This window comes from Streptomyces fulvorobeus (assembly GCF_013167895.1).
GTDB classification, from domain to species: domain Bacteria; phylum Actinomycetota; class Actinomycetes; order Streptomycetales; family Streptomycetaceae; genus Streptomyces; species Streptomyces fulvorobeus.
Genome location: NZ_BLWC01000001.1, coordinates 1,892,966 through 1,907,679, shown reverse-complemented (window position 1 = coordinate 1,907,679; position 14,714 = coordinate 1,892,966). Strand labels below are relative to the sequence as shown.

The 14,714-nt window shown below is 69.9% G+C and carries 26 protein-coding genes; 24 read left to right on the top strand and 2 right to left on the bottom strand.

Translation table 11 applies throughout. The features are described from left to right. Positions 1-27: 27 nt before the first annotated feature. The gene (locus Sfulv_RS08730; RefSeq protein WP_173313159.1) at positions 28-471 is read right to left on the bottom strand and encodes a helix-turn-helix domain-containing protein; all 444 of its coding nucleotides are present in this window, start codon (positions 469-471) and stop codon (positions 28-30) included. Between the two features lie 249 nt (positions 472-720). On the opposite strand from Sfulv_RS08730, the gene Sfulv_RS08725 reads away from it, so the two are divergent. The 22 genes from Sfulv_RS08725 (at position 721) to Sfulv_RS08625 (ending at position 13,436) form a co-directional block, all read left to right on the top strand. Continuing rightward, the gene (locus tag Sfulv_RS08725) at positions 721-1,035 is read left to right on the top strand and encodes a helix-turn-helix domain-containing protein (RefSeq protein ID WP_256668841.1); all 315 of its coding nucleotides are present in this window, start codon (positions 721-723) and stop codon (positions 1,033-1,035) included. Next, the gene (locus Sfulv_RS08720; protein WP_173313158.1) at positions 1,032-1,265 is read left to right on the top strand and encodes a helix-turn-helix domain-containing protein; all 234 of its coding nucleotides are present in this window, start codon (positions 1,032-1,034) and stop codon (positions 1,263-1,265) included. The genes Sfulv_RS08725 and Sfulv_RS08720 overlap by 4 nt, the downstream gene beginning before the upstream one ends. Further along, positions 1,262-1,528 (top strand): hypothetical protein, encoded by a 267-nt coding sequence (locus Sfulv_RS08715; protein ID WP_173313157.1) that lies wholly within the window; start codon positions 1,262-1,264, stop codon positions 1,526-1,528. The genes Sfulv_RS08720 and Sfulv_RS08715 overlap by 4 nt, the downstream gene beginning before the upstream one ends. Further along, positions 1,525-4,179, top strand: coding sequence for a bifunctional DNA primase/polymerase (locus Sfulv_RS08710; protein ID WP_173313156.1), 2,655 nt, complete (start codon positions 1,525-1,527; stop codon positions 4,177-4,179). The genes Sfulv_RS08715 and Sfulv_RS08710 overlap by 4 nt, the downstream gene beginning before the upstream one ends. 361 nt (positions 4,180-4,540) lie before the next feature. Next, entirely contained in the window at positions 4,541-6,154 is a 1,614-nt protein-coding gene (locus Sfulv_RS08705) for a DEAD/DEAH box helicase (RefSeq protein WP_173313155.1), read from the top strand. A gap of 471 nt (positions 6,155-6,625) precedes the next feature. Continuing rightward, positions 6,626-6,829, top strand: a complete 204-nt coding sequence (locus tag Sfulv_RS08700; RefSeq protein WP_173313154.1) for a hypothetical protein — start codon at positions 6,626-6,628, stop codon at positions 6,827-6,829. 83 nt (positions 6,830-6,912) lie between these two features. Further along, positions 6,913-7,548 (top strand): hypothetical protein, encoded by a 636-nt coding sequence (locus Sfulv_RS08695; RefSeq protein WP_173313153.1) that lies wholly within the window; start codon positions 6,913-6,915, stop codon positions 7,546-7,548. Beyond that, complete coding sequence (locus Sfulv_RS08690; RefSeq protein ID WP_173313152.1) at positions 7,545-7,757, top strand: hypothetical protein; 213 nt, start codon at positions 7,545-7,547, stop codon at positions 7,755-7,757. Before Sfulv_RS08695 ends, Sfulv_RS08690 begins: the two co-directional genes overlap by 4 nt. Continuing rightward, positions 7,754-7,885: a hypothetical protein gene (locus Sfulv_RS30210; protein WP_256668840.1), complete on the top strand. Its 132-nt coding sequence runs from the start codon at positions 7,754-7,756 to the stop codon at positions 7,883-7,885. The genes Sfulv_RS08690 and Sfulv_RS30210 overlap by 4 nt, the downstream gene beginning before the upstream one ends. Then, positions 7,882-8,022, top strand: a complete 141-nt coding sequence (locus Sfulv_RS08685) for a hypothetical protein (RefSeq protein WP_173313151.1) — start codon at positions 7,882-7,884, stop codon at positions 8,020-8,022. Before Sfulv_RS30210 ends, Sfulv_RS08685 begins: the two co-directional genes overlap by 4 nt. Then, positions 8,019-8,267, top strand: a complete 249-nt coding sequence (locus Sfulv_RS08680; protein ID WP_173313150.1) for a response regulator transcription factor — start codon at positions 8,019-8,021, stop codon at positions 8,265-8,267. Before Sfulv_RS08685 ends, Sfulv_RS08680 begins: the two co-directional genes overlap by 4 nt. Positions 8,268-8,354: 87 nt before the next feature. Then, complete coding sequence (locus Sfulv_RS08675) at positions 8,355-9,032, top strand: hypothetical protein (RefSeq protein ID WP_173313149.1); 678 nt, start codon at positions 8,355-8,357, stop codon at positions 9,030-9,032. A gap of 201 nt (positions 9,033-9,233) precedes the next feature. Continuing rightward, complete coding sequence (locus tag Sfulv_RS08670; protein WP_173313148.1) at positions 9,234-9,404, top strand: hypothetical protein; 171 nt, start codon at positions 9,234-9,236, stop codon at positions 9,402-9,404. Positions 9,405-9,485: 81 nt separating this feature from the next. Further along, complete coding sequence (locus Sfulv_RS08665) at positions 9,486-9,806, top strand: hypothetical protein (RefSeq protein ID WP_173313147.1); 321 nt, start codon at positions 9,486-9,488, stop codon at positions 9,804-9,806. Next, positions 9,806-10,099, top strand: coding sequence for a hypothetical protein (locus Sfulv_RS08660; RefSeq protein ID WP_173313146.1), 294 nt, complete (start codon positions 9,806-9,808; stop codon positions 10,097-10,099). The genes Sfulv_RS08665 and Sfulv_RS08660 overlap by 1 nt, the downstream gene beginning before the upstream one ends. Continuing rightward, positions 10,099-10,329 carry a hypothetical protein gene (locus Sfulv_RS08655; protein ID WP_173313145.1) on the top strand — a complete coding sequence of 77 codons (231 nt, stop codon included), beginning with the start codon at positions 10,099-10,101 and terminating at the stop codon, positions 10,327-10,329. The genes Sfulv_RS08660 and Sfulv_RS08655 overlap by 1 nt, the downstream gene beginning before the upstream one ends. Positions 10,330-10,399: 70 nt before the next feature. After that, positions 10,400-11,389 carry a hypothetical protein gene (locus tag Sfulv_RS08650; protein ID WP_173313144.1) on the top strand — a complete coding sequence of 330 codons (990 nt, stop codon included), beginning with the start codon at positions 10,400-10,402 and terminating at the stop codon, positions 11,387-11,389. Then, entirely contained in the window at positions 11,386-11,949 is a 564-nt protein-coding gene (locus Sfulv_RS08645; RefSeq protein ID WP_173313143.1) for a hypothetical protein, read from the top strand. Before Sfulv_RS08650 ends, Sfulv_RS08645 begins: the two co-directional genes overlap by 4 nt. After that, positions 11,946-12,458 carry a hypothetical protein gene (locus Sfulv_RS08640; RefSeq protein WP_173313142.1) on the top strand — a complete coding sequence of 171 codons (513 nt, stop codon included), beginning with the start codon at positions 11,946-11,948 and terminating at the stop codon, positions 12,456-12,458. Before Sfulv_RS08645 ends, Sfulv_RS08640 begins: the two co-directional genes overlap by 4 nt. Then, entirely contained in the window at positions 12,455-13,054 is a 600-nt protein-coding gene (locus Sfulv_RS08635; RefSeq protein WP_173313141.1) for a hypothetical protein, read from the top strand. The genes Sfulv_RS08640 and Sfulv_RS08635 overlap by 4 nt, the downstream gene beginning before the upstream one ends. 90 nt (positions 13,055-13,144) lie before the next feature. Beyond that, a complete protein-coding gene (locus Sfulv_RS08630) occupies positions 13,145-13,282 on the top strand; it encodes a hypothetical protein (RefSeq protein WP_173313140.1) in 138 nt (45 codons plus the stop codon). Between the two features lies 1 nt (position 13,283). Then, the gene (locus Sfulv_RS08625) at positions 13,284-13,436 is read left to right on the top strand and encodes a hypothetical protein (RefSeq protein ID WP_173313139.1); all 153 of its coding nucleotides are present in this window, start codon (positions 13,284-13,286) and stop codon (positions 13,434-13,436) included. Between the two features lie 235 nt (positions 13,437-13,671). Here Sfulv_RS08625 and Sfulv_RS08620 read toward each other — a convergent pair whose 3' ends face one another. Further along, on the bottom strand, positions 13,672-13,929 hold the full coding sequence (locus Sfulv_RS08620) for a hypothetical protein (protein ID WP_173313138.1): 258 nt from the start codon (positions 13,927-13,929) through the stop codon (positions 13,672-13,674). A gap of 33 nt (positions 13,930-13,962) precedes the next feature. Between Sfulv_RS08620 and Sfulv_RS08615 the strand changes: the two genes are divergently transcribed. Continuing rightward, a complete protein-coding gene (locus Sfulv_RS08615; protein ID WP_173313137.1) occupies positions 13,963-14,142 on the top strand; it encodes a hypothetical protein in 180 nt (59 codons plus the stop codon). A gap of 162 nt (positions 14,143-14,304) precedes the next feature. Then, entirely contained in the window at positions 14,305-14,700 is a 396-nt protein-coding gene (locus Sfulv_RS08610; RefSeq protein ID WP_173313136.1) for a hypothetical protein, read from the top strand. The last annotated feature ends 14 nt before the right edge of the window (positions 14,701-14,714 follow it).

Below are 14,714 nucleotides of genomic sequence, written 5' to 3'. Positions count from 1 at the left end.
CACGGAGCGCCAGGGGTTACTTTGACATTACTCACCGTTAACTTCACTGGCGGGGCGGGTGCTCCAGGCTCGCATCAGTTGCCGAACCTTCTCCTGGTCCTCCGGGCTCATCGACTCGTAGTCCCGGACCATCGCTCGCGTCTTGTGGTCCTCGGACCAAACAGTGTCGATGGTCGATGCCGGGGCCGGCGCGTCGGTGACGATGCCGAGGAACTGGGCGGCGGCGGCCGCCTTCACGTCGTCTACAGGAAGGCGAAGACCGGCCGCGAGCGCGCGGGACTCGGGCTCGCTCGGTCGGAGAATCGGTAGCCCCTTCTCCAGGCGGTGCAAGACGCCGAACTTCCACAGCGGCTCGCCCGGGTCCTCGGGGTCGACGCACCGTTCGGCCAGCTTCCGCAGGCTGAGCCCCAGGTCCTGGCGCCGTGTTCGCACAAGATCGGCGAGATCGGTTCGAGTCGGCGAATCCACCATGGTGTTCATCCTGCCACTCCGTTACAGCTCGGTGTCTATCTCTCCGGGGGTGCGCGCGTGACGATTTCCAGCTCAGCGGCGCTCGCGCGTGAAGCACCACCGACAGATTGTCTATGTAGATAGACATGGGCCGCCACCCGGGGGGCGGTTGTTGGCCGGAGGGCGTCTCGCTGGCGGCCGGAACGCGACTGGGCTGTTCATCGAGATAGACAAAACGTCGGGGTTCGTGCAAGGCTTCTGTTCATCGAGATGAACAGCGCAACGCATGAGGTGACCGCATTGAGCGAGATCGAGATCAAGTACCGACTGGCAGCCGCTGACACTCTCCGCACGCTGATGAAGCGCACTGGCGATGGGCGCCCCGTCAGTATCCGAGGGCTCGCTGACGCGGCCGAGGTGCACCACAGCACCATCGGTGACCTTCTGACCGGCAAGCAGCAGACGGTGTCCGAGCCCGTCGCGCAAGCCGTAGCCGACCGTATAGGCGTTGACCTCGGCGTCCTGTGGATACGCGACGGACGTACGGCACGCATCCTGCAGCGCCGCCAGGCGGTGTCGTCATGACGACACCTCTCACGATCGCCGAGCTGTACGCACTGCCCGCCCTCGTCCCGCTCTGGCCGACAGTCGGCGAGGCCCTTGGACTGGCCGAGTCCACCACGTACCAGCTGGCGGCCGAGAACCGACTCCCGTTCGAGGTTGTCCGCCTCGGCCGCCGCCGCAAGGTGCGGACCGTCGACCTCCAGCGGTACCTCGGCCTGATGCCCGACACCACCGAGGCGGCCCAGCCGTGAGCCTGCCCCAGTCCGCCGCGACGGCCGGGGTGCCCACCGCCCCCGGCCGTCCGGCCCAGGCCCGAGTCGTGGCCAACCTCGTCGTCGACTTCGGCAACCACCGGGACTACGAAAACCACCCGGCCCGCGCCCGGTACCTGTGCGACCGCTGCGGCTACCGCAGCGACATCGTCACCGGCCCCGCCGCCGTCGCCGCCTTCACCGCGACCGCCAGGGACACCCACCGCTCCGTCTGCCCCGCACTCCAGGAGAACCACCAGTGACCGATGAGCGGACACCCGACATGCGGGCCGCGGCCCGCGAGTACGACGACTGCGGGCTGTGCGTGCTCCCCATCAAGGCCGATGGCAGCAAGGCTCCCGCCGTCCGTTCCTGGACCCCGTACAAGGTGACCCGCTCCACCCCGGAGGATCACGACGCCTGGTTCCCGGCCGGGAAGGCTGCCGGTATCGCCGTGGCGTACGGCGCCACTTCCGGCGGCATCGAGCTGATCGAGTTTGAGGGCACCGCCATCGAGGAGGACCTCCTCGAGGAGGTCACCGAGATCATGCAGGCGTCCGGCCTCGGTGAAGAATGGCAGGCCATCCTCACCGGCTGGGCGAGCGAGTCGCCGTCCGGGGGCCGGCACTTCCGCGTCCGGCTCGAAGGCACGCCGGTCAGCGGCAACATGAAGCTGGCCAGCCGCCTGGCTCGTCCGGAGGAGTACACGCTGGAGGAGAAGCAGCGCCTGGCGGAGAAGCCCGCCAGCCGCATCGTCCGCGTGCAGATCGAGACGCGCGGCGAGGGCGGTTACGGGCTAGTCGAACCGTCCAGCGGCACCGTGCACGCCACCGGCCGCCCCTATCGTCGGATCGCGGGCGGACCAGCCACCATCCCCACCATCAGTGCCGAGCGCCTGGACTCCATCCACGAGATCTGCCGGATGGTTGACGCGCTCCCGAAGGCGGAGTCCCCGAAGACAACCGGCAAAGCCCTGCCTCCGCTGCCCGACGGTGGTCTCCGCCCTGGTGACGACTTCGAGCGGCGCGCGGACTGGGCGAAGATCCTGGACGGAATCTTCAGCCCGGTGACCACGCGCGGAGGCATCACCTACTGGGGGTGGGCCGACGGAAAGGGCGGTGTAAAGGCCACCACAGGCCGCGGGGACGCGGACCGGTTGTACGTCTTCACCACCAGCTCTGAGTTCCTGGCTGAGACGCCGTACAGCAAGTTCGGCGCCTACGCGCACCTCCACCACCGTGGCAATCACAAGGCAGCCGCCGCCGCGCTCCGCGACGACGGGTACGGAAGCGCACCCACGCGCAGACGGCTGTCCTCCGTCCCGGCCCAGGCACAGCCCTTCTCCGACGGCTCGTCTGCACTGGACCCTGGCCACGCTCCCGATCCGCAGGACGGGTTCGAGGGCGGCCCGCAACTGCGCGCCGTCTCTGCCCGTCCCGAGCTGGACATCACGAACGAAGCCGACGGCATCGACGGCGTCCTCGCGCTCATGGGGGAAGGCCGCCTGCCCGACCTCTACAAGAGGTCCGGCGGGCCGTGCTGGGTGTACCGCGACGACAACGACGACCCCGTAGTCCAGCAGCTCGGCTCCGACAACCTCCGGGCCTACCTCGCCGACCACGTCTCCAGCTTCATCCTGAAGCGCAACCCCCTCACTGAACAGATGGAGGAACACCGGGAGCTCCTCATGCCGAAGAGCTGCGCCACAGTCCTCGGCCGCAAGGACTGGCCCCTCCCTCTCCTCCGTGGCGTCGTCACCTCACCCGTGATCCGGCCCGACGGCAGCCTCCTGGAGTCCCCGGGGTACGACCGGGCCACCGGCCTCTACTTGGAGCCCCGGGTCCCGCTGCGCCGCCTTCAGCCGCAGGTGACCAAAGACAGCCTGGATCGGGCGAAGAGCATCGTGCTCGGCGACGTCCTGCACGACTTCCCGTGGGTGAAGCCGAGCGACAGGGCGAACTTCCTCGGCGCGCTGCTCACCCCGATCCTGCGCGCGTACTTCCACGGACCGACCCAGATGGTGGCCATCACCGCGACGGCAGCCGGCAGCGGCAAGACTCTGTTGAAGGACATCCTCAAGTACTGCTACGGCACGGCGGACACGGCATGGCCCGAGAACGACACCGAACTCCGGAAGTCGATCACGACGCAGCTGTACGGCACCGGGTCCCCTGTCGTCGTGTTCGACAACCTGCCGAACGGTTTCGTCCTGAAAACGTCGATTCTCTCCGCTCTCCTCACCGGGGAGCACTGGGGCGACCGCATCCTCGGGGCCACCGGCAAGGTCACCATGCGGAACGACCGGCTGTGGGTGGTCACCGGCAACGCGCTGCGGACCGGCGGCGACAACAAGCGCCGCATCCTGTGGGTGCGCCTCGACCCGGACTGCCCTGATCCCGACCAGCGCGATGGGTTCCGCGTCGGTGACCTCCGCCCGTGGCTGCGCGCCAACGCCTCCACCCTGGTTGCCGCGCTCGTCACGTTCGTCCGGGCCTGGCTGGCTGCAGGCGCGCCCATCGTCCGCGTCCGCAAGGGCGACTACAGCGAATGGGCCTCCATGATGGCGGGCCTACTCCACTACCTGGGCGTCGAGGGCTGGATGGCCGACACCGCCGACGCCGAGAACCAGGACGACGAGCAGCAGGAGTGGTCCCTCTTCCTGGAGATGTGGCGCGACACGTACGGCGCCGAAGCGGTGGCAACCGGCGCAGTGATCAAGGGATTGCCTAACCACGTTCCCCGCAAGGGCGACGAGCCGCCGAGCGCCAACCAACTGGGCATCTGGCTCAAGGCCAGGCAGGGCCGCTACTTCGGGGTCCACAAGGTCGTGATGGTCGTCGACAGTCACCGGAAGCAGAACCTGTGGCGAGTCGATGTCCATGCCGACCGCGGCGCCGGACGGCACGAGTCATGAGCCGCCGCTCTGCAGGGAGTGCGGGGACTCTGCGGGGACCTGTGCGGGGACTTCAGCAGATCCCCGCACAGCAGACCACCTGCACTGATGCGGGGACGCGGGGACCTGCGGGGGCCTACCCCGCTTCCCCATATACCGCGCGCTTCTCACATGCATCGCGCATCACATGCGCTGTGCGTCATCGATCAACAGTGCAACAGCTTCTTGACATCAGTGAACTTTCCAAGTCCCCGCAGGTCCCCGCATCCCCGCAAAACCGCTGATCAGCACCACTCAAGCACTTGCCGGGAGTCCCCGCAGAGCTGTCCCAGGTCCCCGCACTCCCCGCAAACACCCAGCAAACCGAAACCGAGGTGACCTCTTGAGTAGCACCTTTGCCCCTCGCCCGTACCAGCTCGACGCCATCGAGGCCCTGCGAACCGGCTGGGCCGCCGGCACCAACCGGCTGGCCGTCGTCCTCCCGACCGGCGCCGGCAAGACCGTCGTCTTCAGCACCCTGGCCCACCAGATGCTCGACAGCCTCGGCGGACGACGAGTCCTCGTCGTCGCCCACCGGGAGGAGCTGATCGAGCAGGCCGCTTCCAAGCTGCTCGCCGTCGACCCGATGCTGCGCGTCGGCATCGTCAAGGCCCAGCGAGACGACCATCACGACGCGGACGTGATCGTGGCGAGCGTCCAGACGCTGGCCGTTGCCCGCCGCCGCGAGGCAATCCGCGATATCGGGCTGATCATCGTGGACGAGTGCCACCATGCTGCGGCCCGCACCTACATGGACGTCCTCCGCCACTTCGGAGCCTGGGACGGCGTGCCAGTTGCTGGCTTCACCGCGACCATGACCCGCACGGACGGCGGCCTGGCCGAGGTGTGGGAGGAAGTCGTCTTCCGCATGGACATCCTCGACATGATCAGCGACGGCTACCTGTGCGACGTCCGCGGCAAGTCCATCACCGTCGACACCCTCGACCTGAACAAGGTGAAGACCCGCGGCGGCGACCTGGTCGACGGCCAGCTCGGCAAGGCACTGGAGGACTCCGGCGCACTGGACGCCATCGCCAAGGCATACGCCGACCACGCCAGCGACCGGCCCGGCGTGGTCTTCACACCGACCGTGGCGACCGCGCAAGGCGCCGCGGCCTCACTGCGGGCTGCGGGCATCAGCGCGGCCCCGGTCTGGGGCGACATGGGTAGGGATGAGCGGCGCGCGACCCTGGCCCGGTACGCGTCCGGGGACGTGCAGGTCCTCACCAACTGCATGGTGCTCACCGAGGGGTTCGACGCCCCGCATACCTCGTGCGTGGTGGTGGCCCGACCGACCAAGAGCCCCGGCCTCTACGTGCAGATGGTCGGCCGCGGTCTGCGCCCGGCGCCTGGGAAGAAGGACGCGCTGCTCCTGGACGTGATGGGAGCCGCAAGCCGCCACAAGCTGGCGTCGATGGTCGACCTCACCGAACGGGAGATCGGGCAGGCCCAAGAGGGCCGGAGCCTGCGGCAGGTCGCCGAGGCGCACCAGGCGACCGAGCAGCGCCGCGCCCTGGCCGCGCAGGTGAAGGCCGAGGAGATCAACCTCTTCGGTGGCTCGTCGATCTGCTGGCTGCGCACGCCCGCCGGCACATGGTTCATCCGCGCCTCTGCGGCGATGCTCCTGTTCCTGGCCAGGGACCCCGAAGACCGCCTGTACCGGATGCGCCGCTGGACCGCCGAGGGCGGTGTCCAGCCGCCCCGCGAAGACGTGGCCCGGCCGCTTGGTGACGCGCTGGCGTGGTTGGAACACCAGGCGCGCGTGCTCGCCCCTGAAGCGTTCGTCAGCCGCGGGGCCCGCTGGCGTGCGGGGAAGCCCAGCCCTCGCCAACTCGGCCTGTGTCGCCGCCGAGGTATCGCGGTACCGAAGCAGGCCACGGCCGGTGAAATCGCGGACCTGATCGACACGGCACACGCTACTTCGATCCTCGACGGCCTACTCGCCTCTGCCGCATGAAGGCCGGGCCTTCGTACCAGGCCCGGCCATCCGCCCATCACACCACACCGGAGCCGCCGCGTGACCGAACCCATGCACCACCAACTCACCCTGTTCGCTTCGGAGTCTGAGGCCCACCCCACCCCCGGACCGGAAGCTCTGGGCGCCAGCATCCTCGCCTGGCCACGCGCCACCCCGTGCAAAGGCTGCGGCCACTTCCTGAACTGGCACGTGTACGACATCGGCTGCGTCATTCGCACCTGCGCGTGCCCCCGGTTTCAGTGGCCCTTCCCCCCGCCGACGCACCTGGCCAAGGGCATCGACGCCGAGGACTGCCCCGCCTGCCGGGCCGGCAACCCAAGGTTCCCGCCGTACTGCCCCGGCCCATGACGCACCGCAGGGCGGCCCCGTGAGGACTGCACCCGCGCGCTCCTCGACCAGCCCCCGCCCGCGGTCATCCCCGGACAACTCGACCTCACCAGGAGCAGCCCCATGATCTTCACCCTCGGCCAGCGCATCATCACCACCGTCGACGCCCCCGCCGCGTGGCCCGGAGCGCACAGCGCCCCCGCCGGTACGGGCGGCACCATCACCGGCCTGCCGACCACGGCCGCCGACACCTACGGCGTGCTCCTCGACGGCGACCCCGACCAGATGCCCGCCGCCTACTGGGCCGACGAACTCACCGCCCCGTGACACACGAGCAGGCCGGCCCGTTCGACCCGGGCCGGCCCACGCTCAGCATCCCATCACCCGCACACCACCCCCAGGAGGGGCACATGACCACCACCACAGGCGCCGACACGATTCCGACGGTTGCAGATGACTGGCTGATCGTGACCGAAGCCCTCGAAGCCGCCGGATGGACCGGCGCCGACGACAACCCGCTGGAGATCTTGCAGAAGGACGGAGCCTGCTGGGCGATCAGCAATGACTGCTACGACTCGGCCGTCAGCAAGGACGGCTGGAACGTCGACTTCCCGTCTGACACCCCGGTTTCGGTCGTCATCGCCGCGTGCCTCGCCGCAGTCGGCCAAGCCCCGGCCCGCCGCATCCTCGGCGGCACCGAGCAGGCAGACACCATGGCGGCGCCCGCCGCCGACCGGGCCGCGATCCTCCGCGAAGTTTCCAAGGACCTGCGCCGGACAGCAGAAGCCACATTCAATCCGCACTACCGATCCGCCTACCACGCGGAGGCCACCCGCTACGCCCTTCTCTCAGATGAGACGGCCGTCTGGGCGCAGCAACCCACCTGCGGGCACTGCGGGCACCCCACCGAGTGGCACGACAAGTGGGAAGGGTGCGTCGGACTGAACGGCATCGGGGGATCGGGTCCGGCGACTGCACCTGTACCCGTCGCCCCGAGCAGCAGGCCACGGCCGCCCCGTGCACGAACCCGTGCATCGCCTGCATGACCGACGAATCCCACGACCCCACCCCCGCCCCGGCCGAGAAGACGAAGTGCGTGCACTGCGGGCTGGAGGTCGAGGACCGGGGCGACCCCGGGTTCGGCACGTACACCCCGCGCTGGGTCCACATCCCCGGCGGTTACCAGACCTGCTACCCGCAGCAGGACAACAGCCCGCGCGCCGCCCCCGCCCCGGCCGAGGAGACGAAGCCGTGATCCGCGCGCTGACCGCCCACGCCCCGGCGTTCGCGCTGTGCGCCGTGTGCTTCGTCCTCGCCGCGCTCCTCGACCAGTGGGACACCGCACGGCACCAGAGGGCCGCACGGCGCAGGCGGCAGCGATGAGCGGACCGCCTCCCTGCCTCTGGTCGGACAGCTGCCACTACGACGACGACGCCGGGACCTGCCCGTGCGAAGACGACGAGACCCCCGACCCCCAGCCCCGACCCATCGAAACCGTCCCCGTAGGGAGCTACCTGTGAGCGCACCCCGAGCACTCACCACCCGCCAGCGCGAGGTTCTCGTCCTTGTCGCCAACGGCAACACGAACGCCCAGATCGGCCGCTGTCTCGGCATCAGCTCCGCCACCGTCAACCGGCTGCTCGCCAACGCGTACGGCGTCCTGGGCGCCCACGACCGTGCCCAGGCCGTCGCCCTCGCCATGCGGCACGGCGACCTCACCGCCGACGACATCCGCGTGCCAGCCCCGCAGCCCACCGTCGTCTGACCGAACATCGGCCGCCCGGCCCACAGCCGGGCGGCCACCCCAGCCAGCCCGTCCCGCCGCACCACCGCACAACACACGGAGGACCTCATGAGCACCTGCCAGCTGTGCGAGCAGCACGACGACACCGGCAGCCAGCTGTGCCCCGGCTGCACGAAGGGCACCCGGGTTCGTCTGGAGGCTCTGCCCGTCCTGTACCGCGGGCTCGGTGCGCTCCTCGCCCCGGCCGGCGGTGTCGGCCAGGGCCGGTCAGGGAAGGGCGGCCCGGCGCCCCTCCCCGTGTCTCTCGATGTCCTCGATATCCGCGGCCCCGGCGGGATGGCCGCGCTGCTGGAGTCCTGGGTCGACGCGGTCCGGCACGAGCGGGGCCGCCCCGAGCCGGCACACACCGGGAGCCCGGAGGGGAGGGTCGAGCGGGCGTGCGGGGAGCTGCTGGGGCACATGCCGTGGATCGCCGTGTCGTGGCCGGAGGCCGGGGAGTTCGCCGGGGAGATCCGGGAGCTGGCCCGGTCGGTGGCGTCGATGCTCCGGACCCCGGAGCCCGAGCGGGGAACACGGGTGGGGCACTGCCAGGCGGTCGACGCGTCCGGGACGATCTGTGCGTCCGTGCTGTGGCTGGCCCCGGGTGAGCAGGTGGTCCGGTGCCGATGGTGCGGGATGTGCTGGCCGCCGGCGACGTGGACGCAGCTGAAGGCGTGGATCGACGAGAGCGCTATTCGGGGCGAGAAGGGAGTTCAGCGCCGGGACGTCGCAAGTACCACGCGATGAAGGCTCGGAGGGTGTGCGCGCGGTTCCGCGCGCCCACCTTCTTGCCGAGCTCGTCCCAGTCGTCATCGGGCACGCGGATGACCCGGTTGGTGGTGTGCGAGTCCTTCGCGCGGCTGACCATTCGACCAGGTTAGAGGCACGCATATGCATGCGTCGAGAAGACAGCTTGCCATGCATATGCACGCCTGCTAGGTTGTGCATATGCACACCGAATCAGGGGTGGCCAATCCCCCCAGTCGGACCGTCGACCGCCGCGTCATCGGCGGCGTGACCCTCTACCCCGAGCAGATCACCAAGCTCGGCGCCTACGCCAAGGCCCACCGCCTCAGCCGCGCCGCGGCGATCCGCAAGCTCATCGACCTCCACGCCTGAGAACGCAAGCGGCCCCCGCCCGGTGTGCAACCACCAGGTAGGGGCCTGACCAAACACCTTGACGAACCCAAGGAGACGGCTATGGCTAACTCTGCCATGCCCGCTGCCCAGCGCAGCGCCCCGCCCGTCCGGCGCCTCATCGCCGTCGGCATCACCCGCCACCTCGGTGCCCGCACGATCACCGTGCGCGCCACCGAGACCGGCGTCACCGGCATCATCACCAGCCGCTGCCCCTTCTGCCACAGGCCCTCCGAGGAGTGCCGCTGCACCAACGCCCTCCCCGCGGCCCCGGCGGCGCAGACGTTCGACGATGACAGCGACGACGCCTGCCCCCTCTGCCTGCACTGGAACTGCACCTGCCCCACCCAGACCGCCCGCCAGGTCCCGGCGGTGGCCGCGTGATGACCGACCTCGACACCGAACTCCGCCACCTCCTCGCCACACCGTCGCTCGCGCGGCAGATCCTCACCGTCGTTGCCAGCGCCCTGCGCAGCGAGGACCCGGTCGAGCCCCTCACCCTCGACGCGGTTAACGACTTCCTGCGCGGTGCCGCCCTCGTCCTCACCGACCAGATGCCCACCGTCATCGCCGACGAGGCCATCCAGCGCGCCGCCCGAGCCCTGCCCAGCATCTACAGCGGCGAGACCGCCGACGCCTACGCGCTGCGCGTCCTCCAGATCGCGAGGAGCGCGTGATGAGCGTCGACACCAGCGCCATGCACCAGCCGCTGTTCAACCCCGAGGCTGACGGCACCCCCTGGGTTCCGCCGCTCGACCTCGCCTTCGACATCGCCCGCGAGACCCTCGACGAGCACGCCGGCGCGAACATCCACGACCCCGCCGCCATGCTCCGCGCTGCCGTTTGCCTGGAGATGCGGCTCCGGCAGCTCGTCGCCGCTCTCGACAAGGAGGGCGGCGACCGGTGAAGTTCCTCTACCTCCTCGCCATGTTCTCCCCGATCATCCTCGTCGCCTTTCTCCTCGGGCGGGGGATCGGATGAGCCACACCGCCTGGCGCTTCGCCCTGACCGTCGTGTCCCTGGCCGCGCTCGCCACCACCGGGTGGTCCCTCTACGCCGTCGCCCGCCACTACGACGCCCCCGAGATCATCGCGGTCGCCGTGTTCCTCGTCTTCGACGGCATCGCCTACGCCTGCCTCCACCTCGCCTCCGAAGCGTCCGCCGCCGGGAGGTCCGCTTTCGGGGCCCGCTTCACCGCCGTGGGCATGGCCGGGGTATCCGTCTACCTCAACGACTTCCACGCCGACCTCATCCGCGGTGGCACCCCGGCAAGCCTCCTCTTCGCGATGCCCACCGTGGGGCTGCTGCTGCTCTCCGAGCTGGCGTGGGCCGGCCCCCGGGCCGACGCGCGCGCGGCTCGTACCGAGCAGCCCTACAGGCTTCCCGCGTTCGGCGGCTGGGCTTGGGCTCTTGCCCCACGGCTGGCCGGGCGCACCGTCAAGGCGCGCGCCGTCCACCACATCGAGCACGGGCCACCCACGGCCGTTATGACCGTGGAGGCCCCGGTGAGGCACTCGGCCACGGAGGTGCTGCGGCGCCGCTTCGGCGAGATGGACCCGGCCGAGGCAATCCGTGTCGCCCATGATGCGCACCCTGATGCGCCCCCGGCCGAGCTCGCCTCGATGCTCATCACCTACGGGGTCATCGTCGACGCCGTCCAGGTCGCCCTGGTCCTCCACGGGCAGCCCGCCGAGGTAACCGTCGACCGCGACGACACGGATGATGCGGACCGTGACGCGGATGATGCGCCGCAGGTCACCGGCCGCCCCGCCCTCACCAAGGCACAGGCGATCCTCGAAGCCGCCGCAGTCCTCGGCCCCAAGTTCAAGGCTGCGGACATCGTCGACCGAGTGAAGCGCATCAACCGCATCACCACGGATGACGCCTACGTCCGCACCGTCCTGCACCGCGAGAAGAAGGCCGGGCCCGACAGCGACGGCCGCCCCATGGAAGGCGGCTACGCATGACCGACCGTCCGATCACCCCGACCCGCATCATCCCCGCCGGCGCACCGCTGCCCGACCGCGGTCCGCTCCCTGGGGAGATTCCCCCCTGGCGTGCCGCCCCGGTCAGCCCCCCGCCGCCCCCGCCGCCCGCTGTTCCGCCCCCACCGCCCGACCCGGCGCCGCTTCCCGTCCCGCAGATCCACGTCCACGTGCTCATGCCGTACGAGGCCCCGCCGGAGCCCACCCGCTGGGAACACATCCGGGCGTGGCTGCTGCGGACCATCGGCCGCCCATGGCAGATCTGCGGGGCCCTCGCCCTGGCCGTCATGCCGATCCCCGGCACCGAGTACAGCGCCGCCACGGGATGGGCGCACATCGTGTCCCTGGCCCGCGCCGAGGCCGGGCAGGACGCCGGGTACGCCCTCGCGCTCACCCCGCTCGCCATCGCCGTCATCCGCATCACCACCGGCGGCGGCACGCTGCGCCGCCTCCTGCTCCTCGCCGTCTCCCTCGTCGGGTTCGTCGGCGGCGCCATCGACCTGTACGACCCCGTCACCTGGATCACTGGAGTCACCCGATGACCGGCGCCACGAGCCTGACCCTCACCGGCCTGGCCATCAGCCTCGCTGTCCTCTGGGCGAACTTCCGCCCCTGGTGGAAGGGCAGCCGCGAGTTCAAGCAGCTCATCCCCTTCGGCCAAGGGTTCCTCCTCGGCGCAGTGTCCACCGTCTGCACCGGCGGCATCCTCGGCTGGCTCGCCGGATGCTCCGCCGGGGCCGCGAACTCCGGCGGTGAGCGCGGCGTCCAGGCCATGACCGGCTCCGCGAGCAGCGGAGCCCTCACCAAGGGCAGCCTCGGCACCCTCTCCCCCGAAGGTGCGGTGATCGTCTTCCTGCTCACCGTCGGCGTGATCATCGCGTGGAAGGCGGCAGGGAAGGCAGAGAAAAAGCGGACCACCGGCGGAGCGTTCGTCGGCGCCACCCTCTGCCTCACCGCCGGGGTCGCCAGCCTCCTGAACTGGCTGCCCGGCACCCTCAACGCGGTCGGCGAGCAGCTGCGCACCGCAGTCGAGGGGGCCGGAATCCTGTGAGCACCCACCTCCAGCACCTCGCGCGCCGCCTCGTCAACGGGGCCGGCACCCTCACCCGCCGCCAGGCCCGACGCCTCACCGCGTGGATTCGGGCCGGCCGCCGCGCCGACCTCACCGGCCTCGCCGCGGTCCTCGGCTGCATCCTCCGGGCGCTCCTCGCCGCCCTCGGTCTGTACCTCCTCTGGCGCCTCATCCGGGCCTGCCCCAACCTCCTCTGGTTCCTCGTCCCCGTGTGGTGCTGGCGGGCCATCCGCGCCGCCCCGCGCACGGTCGCCGAGCAGGCCCCGGAGGATGTCCCCGAGGAGCCTCAGCCAGACCCCCGTGACGCGGTCCTCCGCCTGCTCTACGAGGCCCTCGGAGACCGGCCTGCGATGTACCTCTCCGACGTGCTCCAGCACCTCCAGGAGAAGGGCCACGGGGAGGGGTGGAAGGTCGCCGACCTCCGGGCCCGCCTGGAGGCCCTCGATATCCCCGTGGAGATGAGGCTCAAGACCGGCGGCCGGGGGGCGAGTCGGGGGGTCGTCAGGGCGCAGCTTCCCCCCCTCCCCGAGGGGTTGGGGGCGGCCCCGTCTTCCACCGCGTCTACCGCCGCCTGACCTGCACGTCTACCGCGCCGCCTACCGGCATCTACCCCTGATCTCCCGGCGGATCTACCGCCGGTCTACCCCACCACCGAGAGGACCCCGATGGACGCCTACGACGACATGACGAACGCCGACGTGATGAGCGGCGAGGAGATGCACGAGTACGACCAGGCGGCCGAGGCCCTGCTCGACGCGCAGGACGAGGAGCGCTGGGCAGCCGAAGCCGATCGGGAGCGCTGACGTGAACTTCATCCGCTACCGCGTGACCGACGAGGACGGCACATTCCTCGACGAGTTCGCCACCAACGCCCCGGACTTCGCTAAGGAGCGCATCGACCGCATCCGGAAGTACCGACCCGGCCTGACGGTCACCGAGACCGACGACAACCACTGACCCCGGGGCCGGCCGACTCACTGCCAGGCGAACGGCCGCCCCGGGCCCATCCCGATCACAGAGACAGGACCACGATCATGGCACTCCAGACCAGCATCAGCACCGGTGACCTCGCCAAGAAGAACGAGCAGTCGCAGCAGAAGCGGGCCGCCGAGAAGGCCGCCAAGCCGAAGTAGGTGTGACTACACCCTGGGCCCCGGCCGTCACCACGACGACCGGGGCCTCATGCGTCTCGTCACTCAGGCGACTTCTCCAGTAGTACCGCGCAGGCGAGTAGCAGCCCCAAGAGGGCGTTCAGCATGGTCATCCAGGCAACCCAGCGCGCCCTGGCGTCGACGCTAAGAGCCAACTTCCGGACGTTCTCGATGTCACTCCAAGTCGATGCCTGCTCAGCCTCAACCCCCTGGCGACGCAGACTGATCAGAGCCAGCACCCCGGCCACGCCAGCCGCAACAGCAGCGGCGATCCCTACAATCGCAATCGCAGTCTTCATCCGGCGAACCTACGGCCAGGAGAGAATGGACTCATGAGCGCCCCTCTCCTCGTAGACGTGTACGCGGCCGCCGCGTTCAGCGGCATCAAGCCCGGCACCATCCGCGTCTGGCTTCACCGCGGAAAGCTCACCCGTCACGGCCACGACCAGGCTGGACGCACCCTCATCGACCTTAACGAAGTTGCCCTGCATCTAACGGCAGCAGCCGCTTGACCCGTTAGCCAACAGGGTGTAACACTCAAGGGGCGTCCGGCGTGCCCGCACACCGCCGACCTACCAGGCCCCGCGTATCGGACGGGGCCTTCGCCGTATCCCGGACACAGGCACCGCTTCTGCCCGATGATGGCCCCTCACCGCAACATCCCTGGGGGGACCATGCGCACCCACACCACTGCCGCACTGATCGCGGCTGGCCTACTCGCCACGCTCACTGCATGCAGCACCAGCGAACACGTGGAAGACAAGACAGTGACCGCACCGCCGTACAAGATCGCCAAGCAGGACAGCGACGGCAATACGCGCGACGTCGTCGTTGAGGTCGACCACACGACTGATCTGCGCGCCGTGTTCGACGACGTCGTACACGGCCTGAGTGACGAGGCCGGGTACCACGTGGTGATCAACTGTTCCACCGGTGGGACCGCCAGCGCTGACAACCGACTCGCCAACGGCCAGCACGCCATCGGCAGCATGGGTGCAGCTACCACCGGACTTGACGAGGGTGCGAGCGAGTTCAGCATCAACAAGGGCCGCACCTGCCCCGCAGCCTGACCCCACACACCACC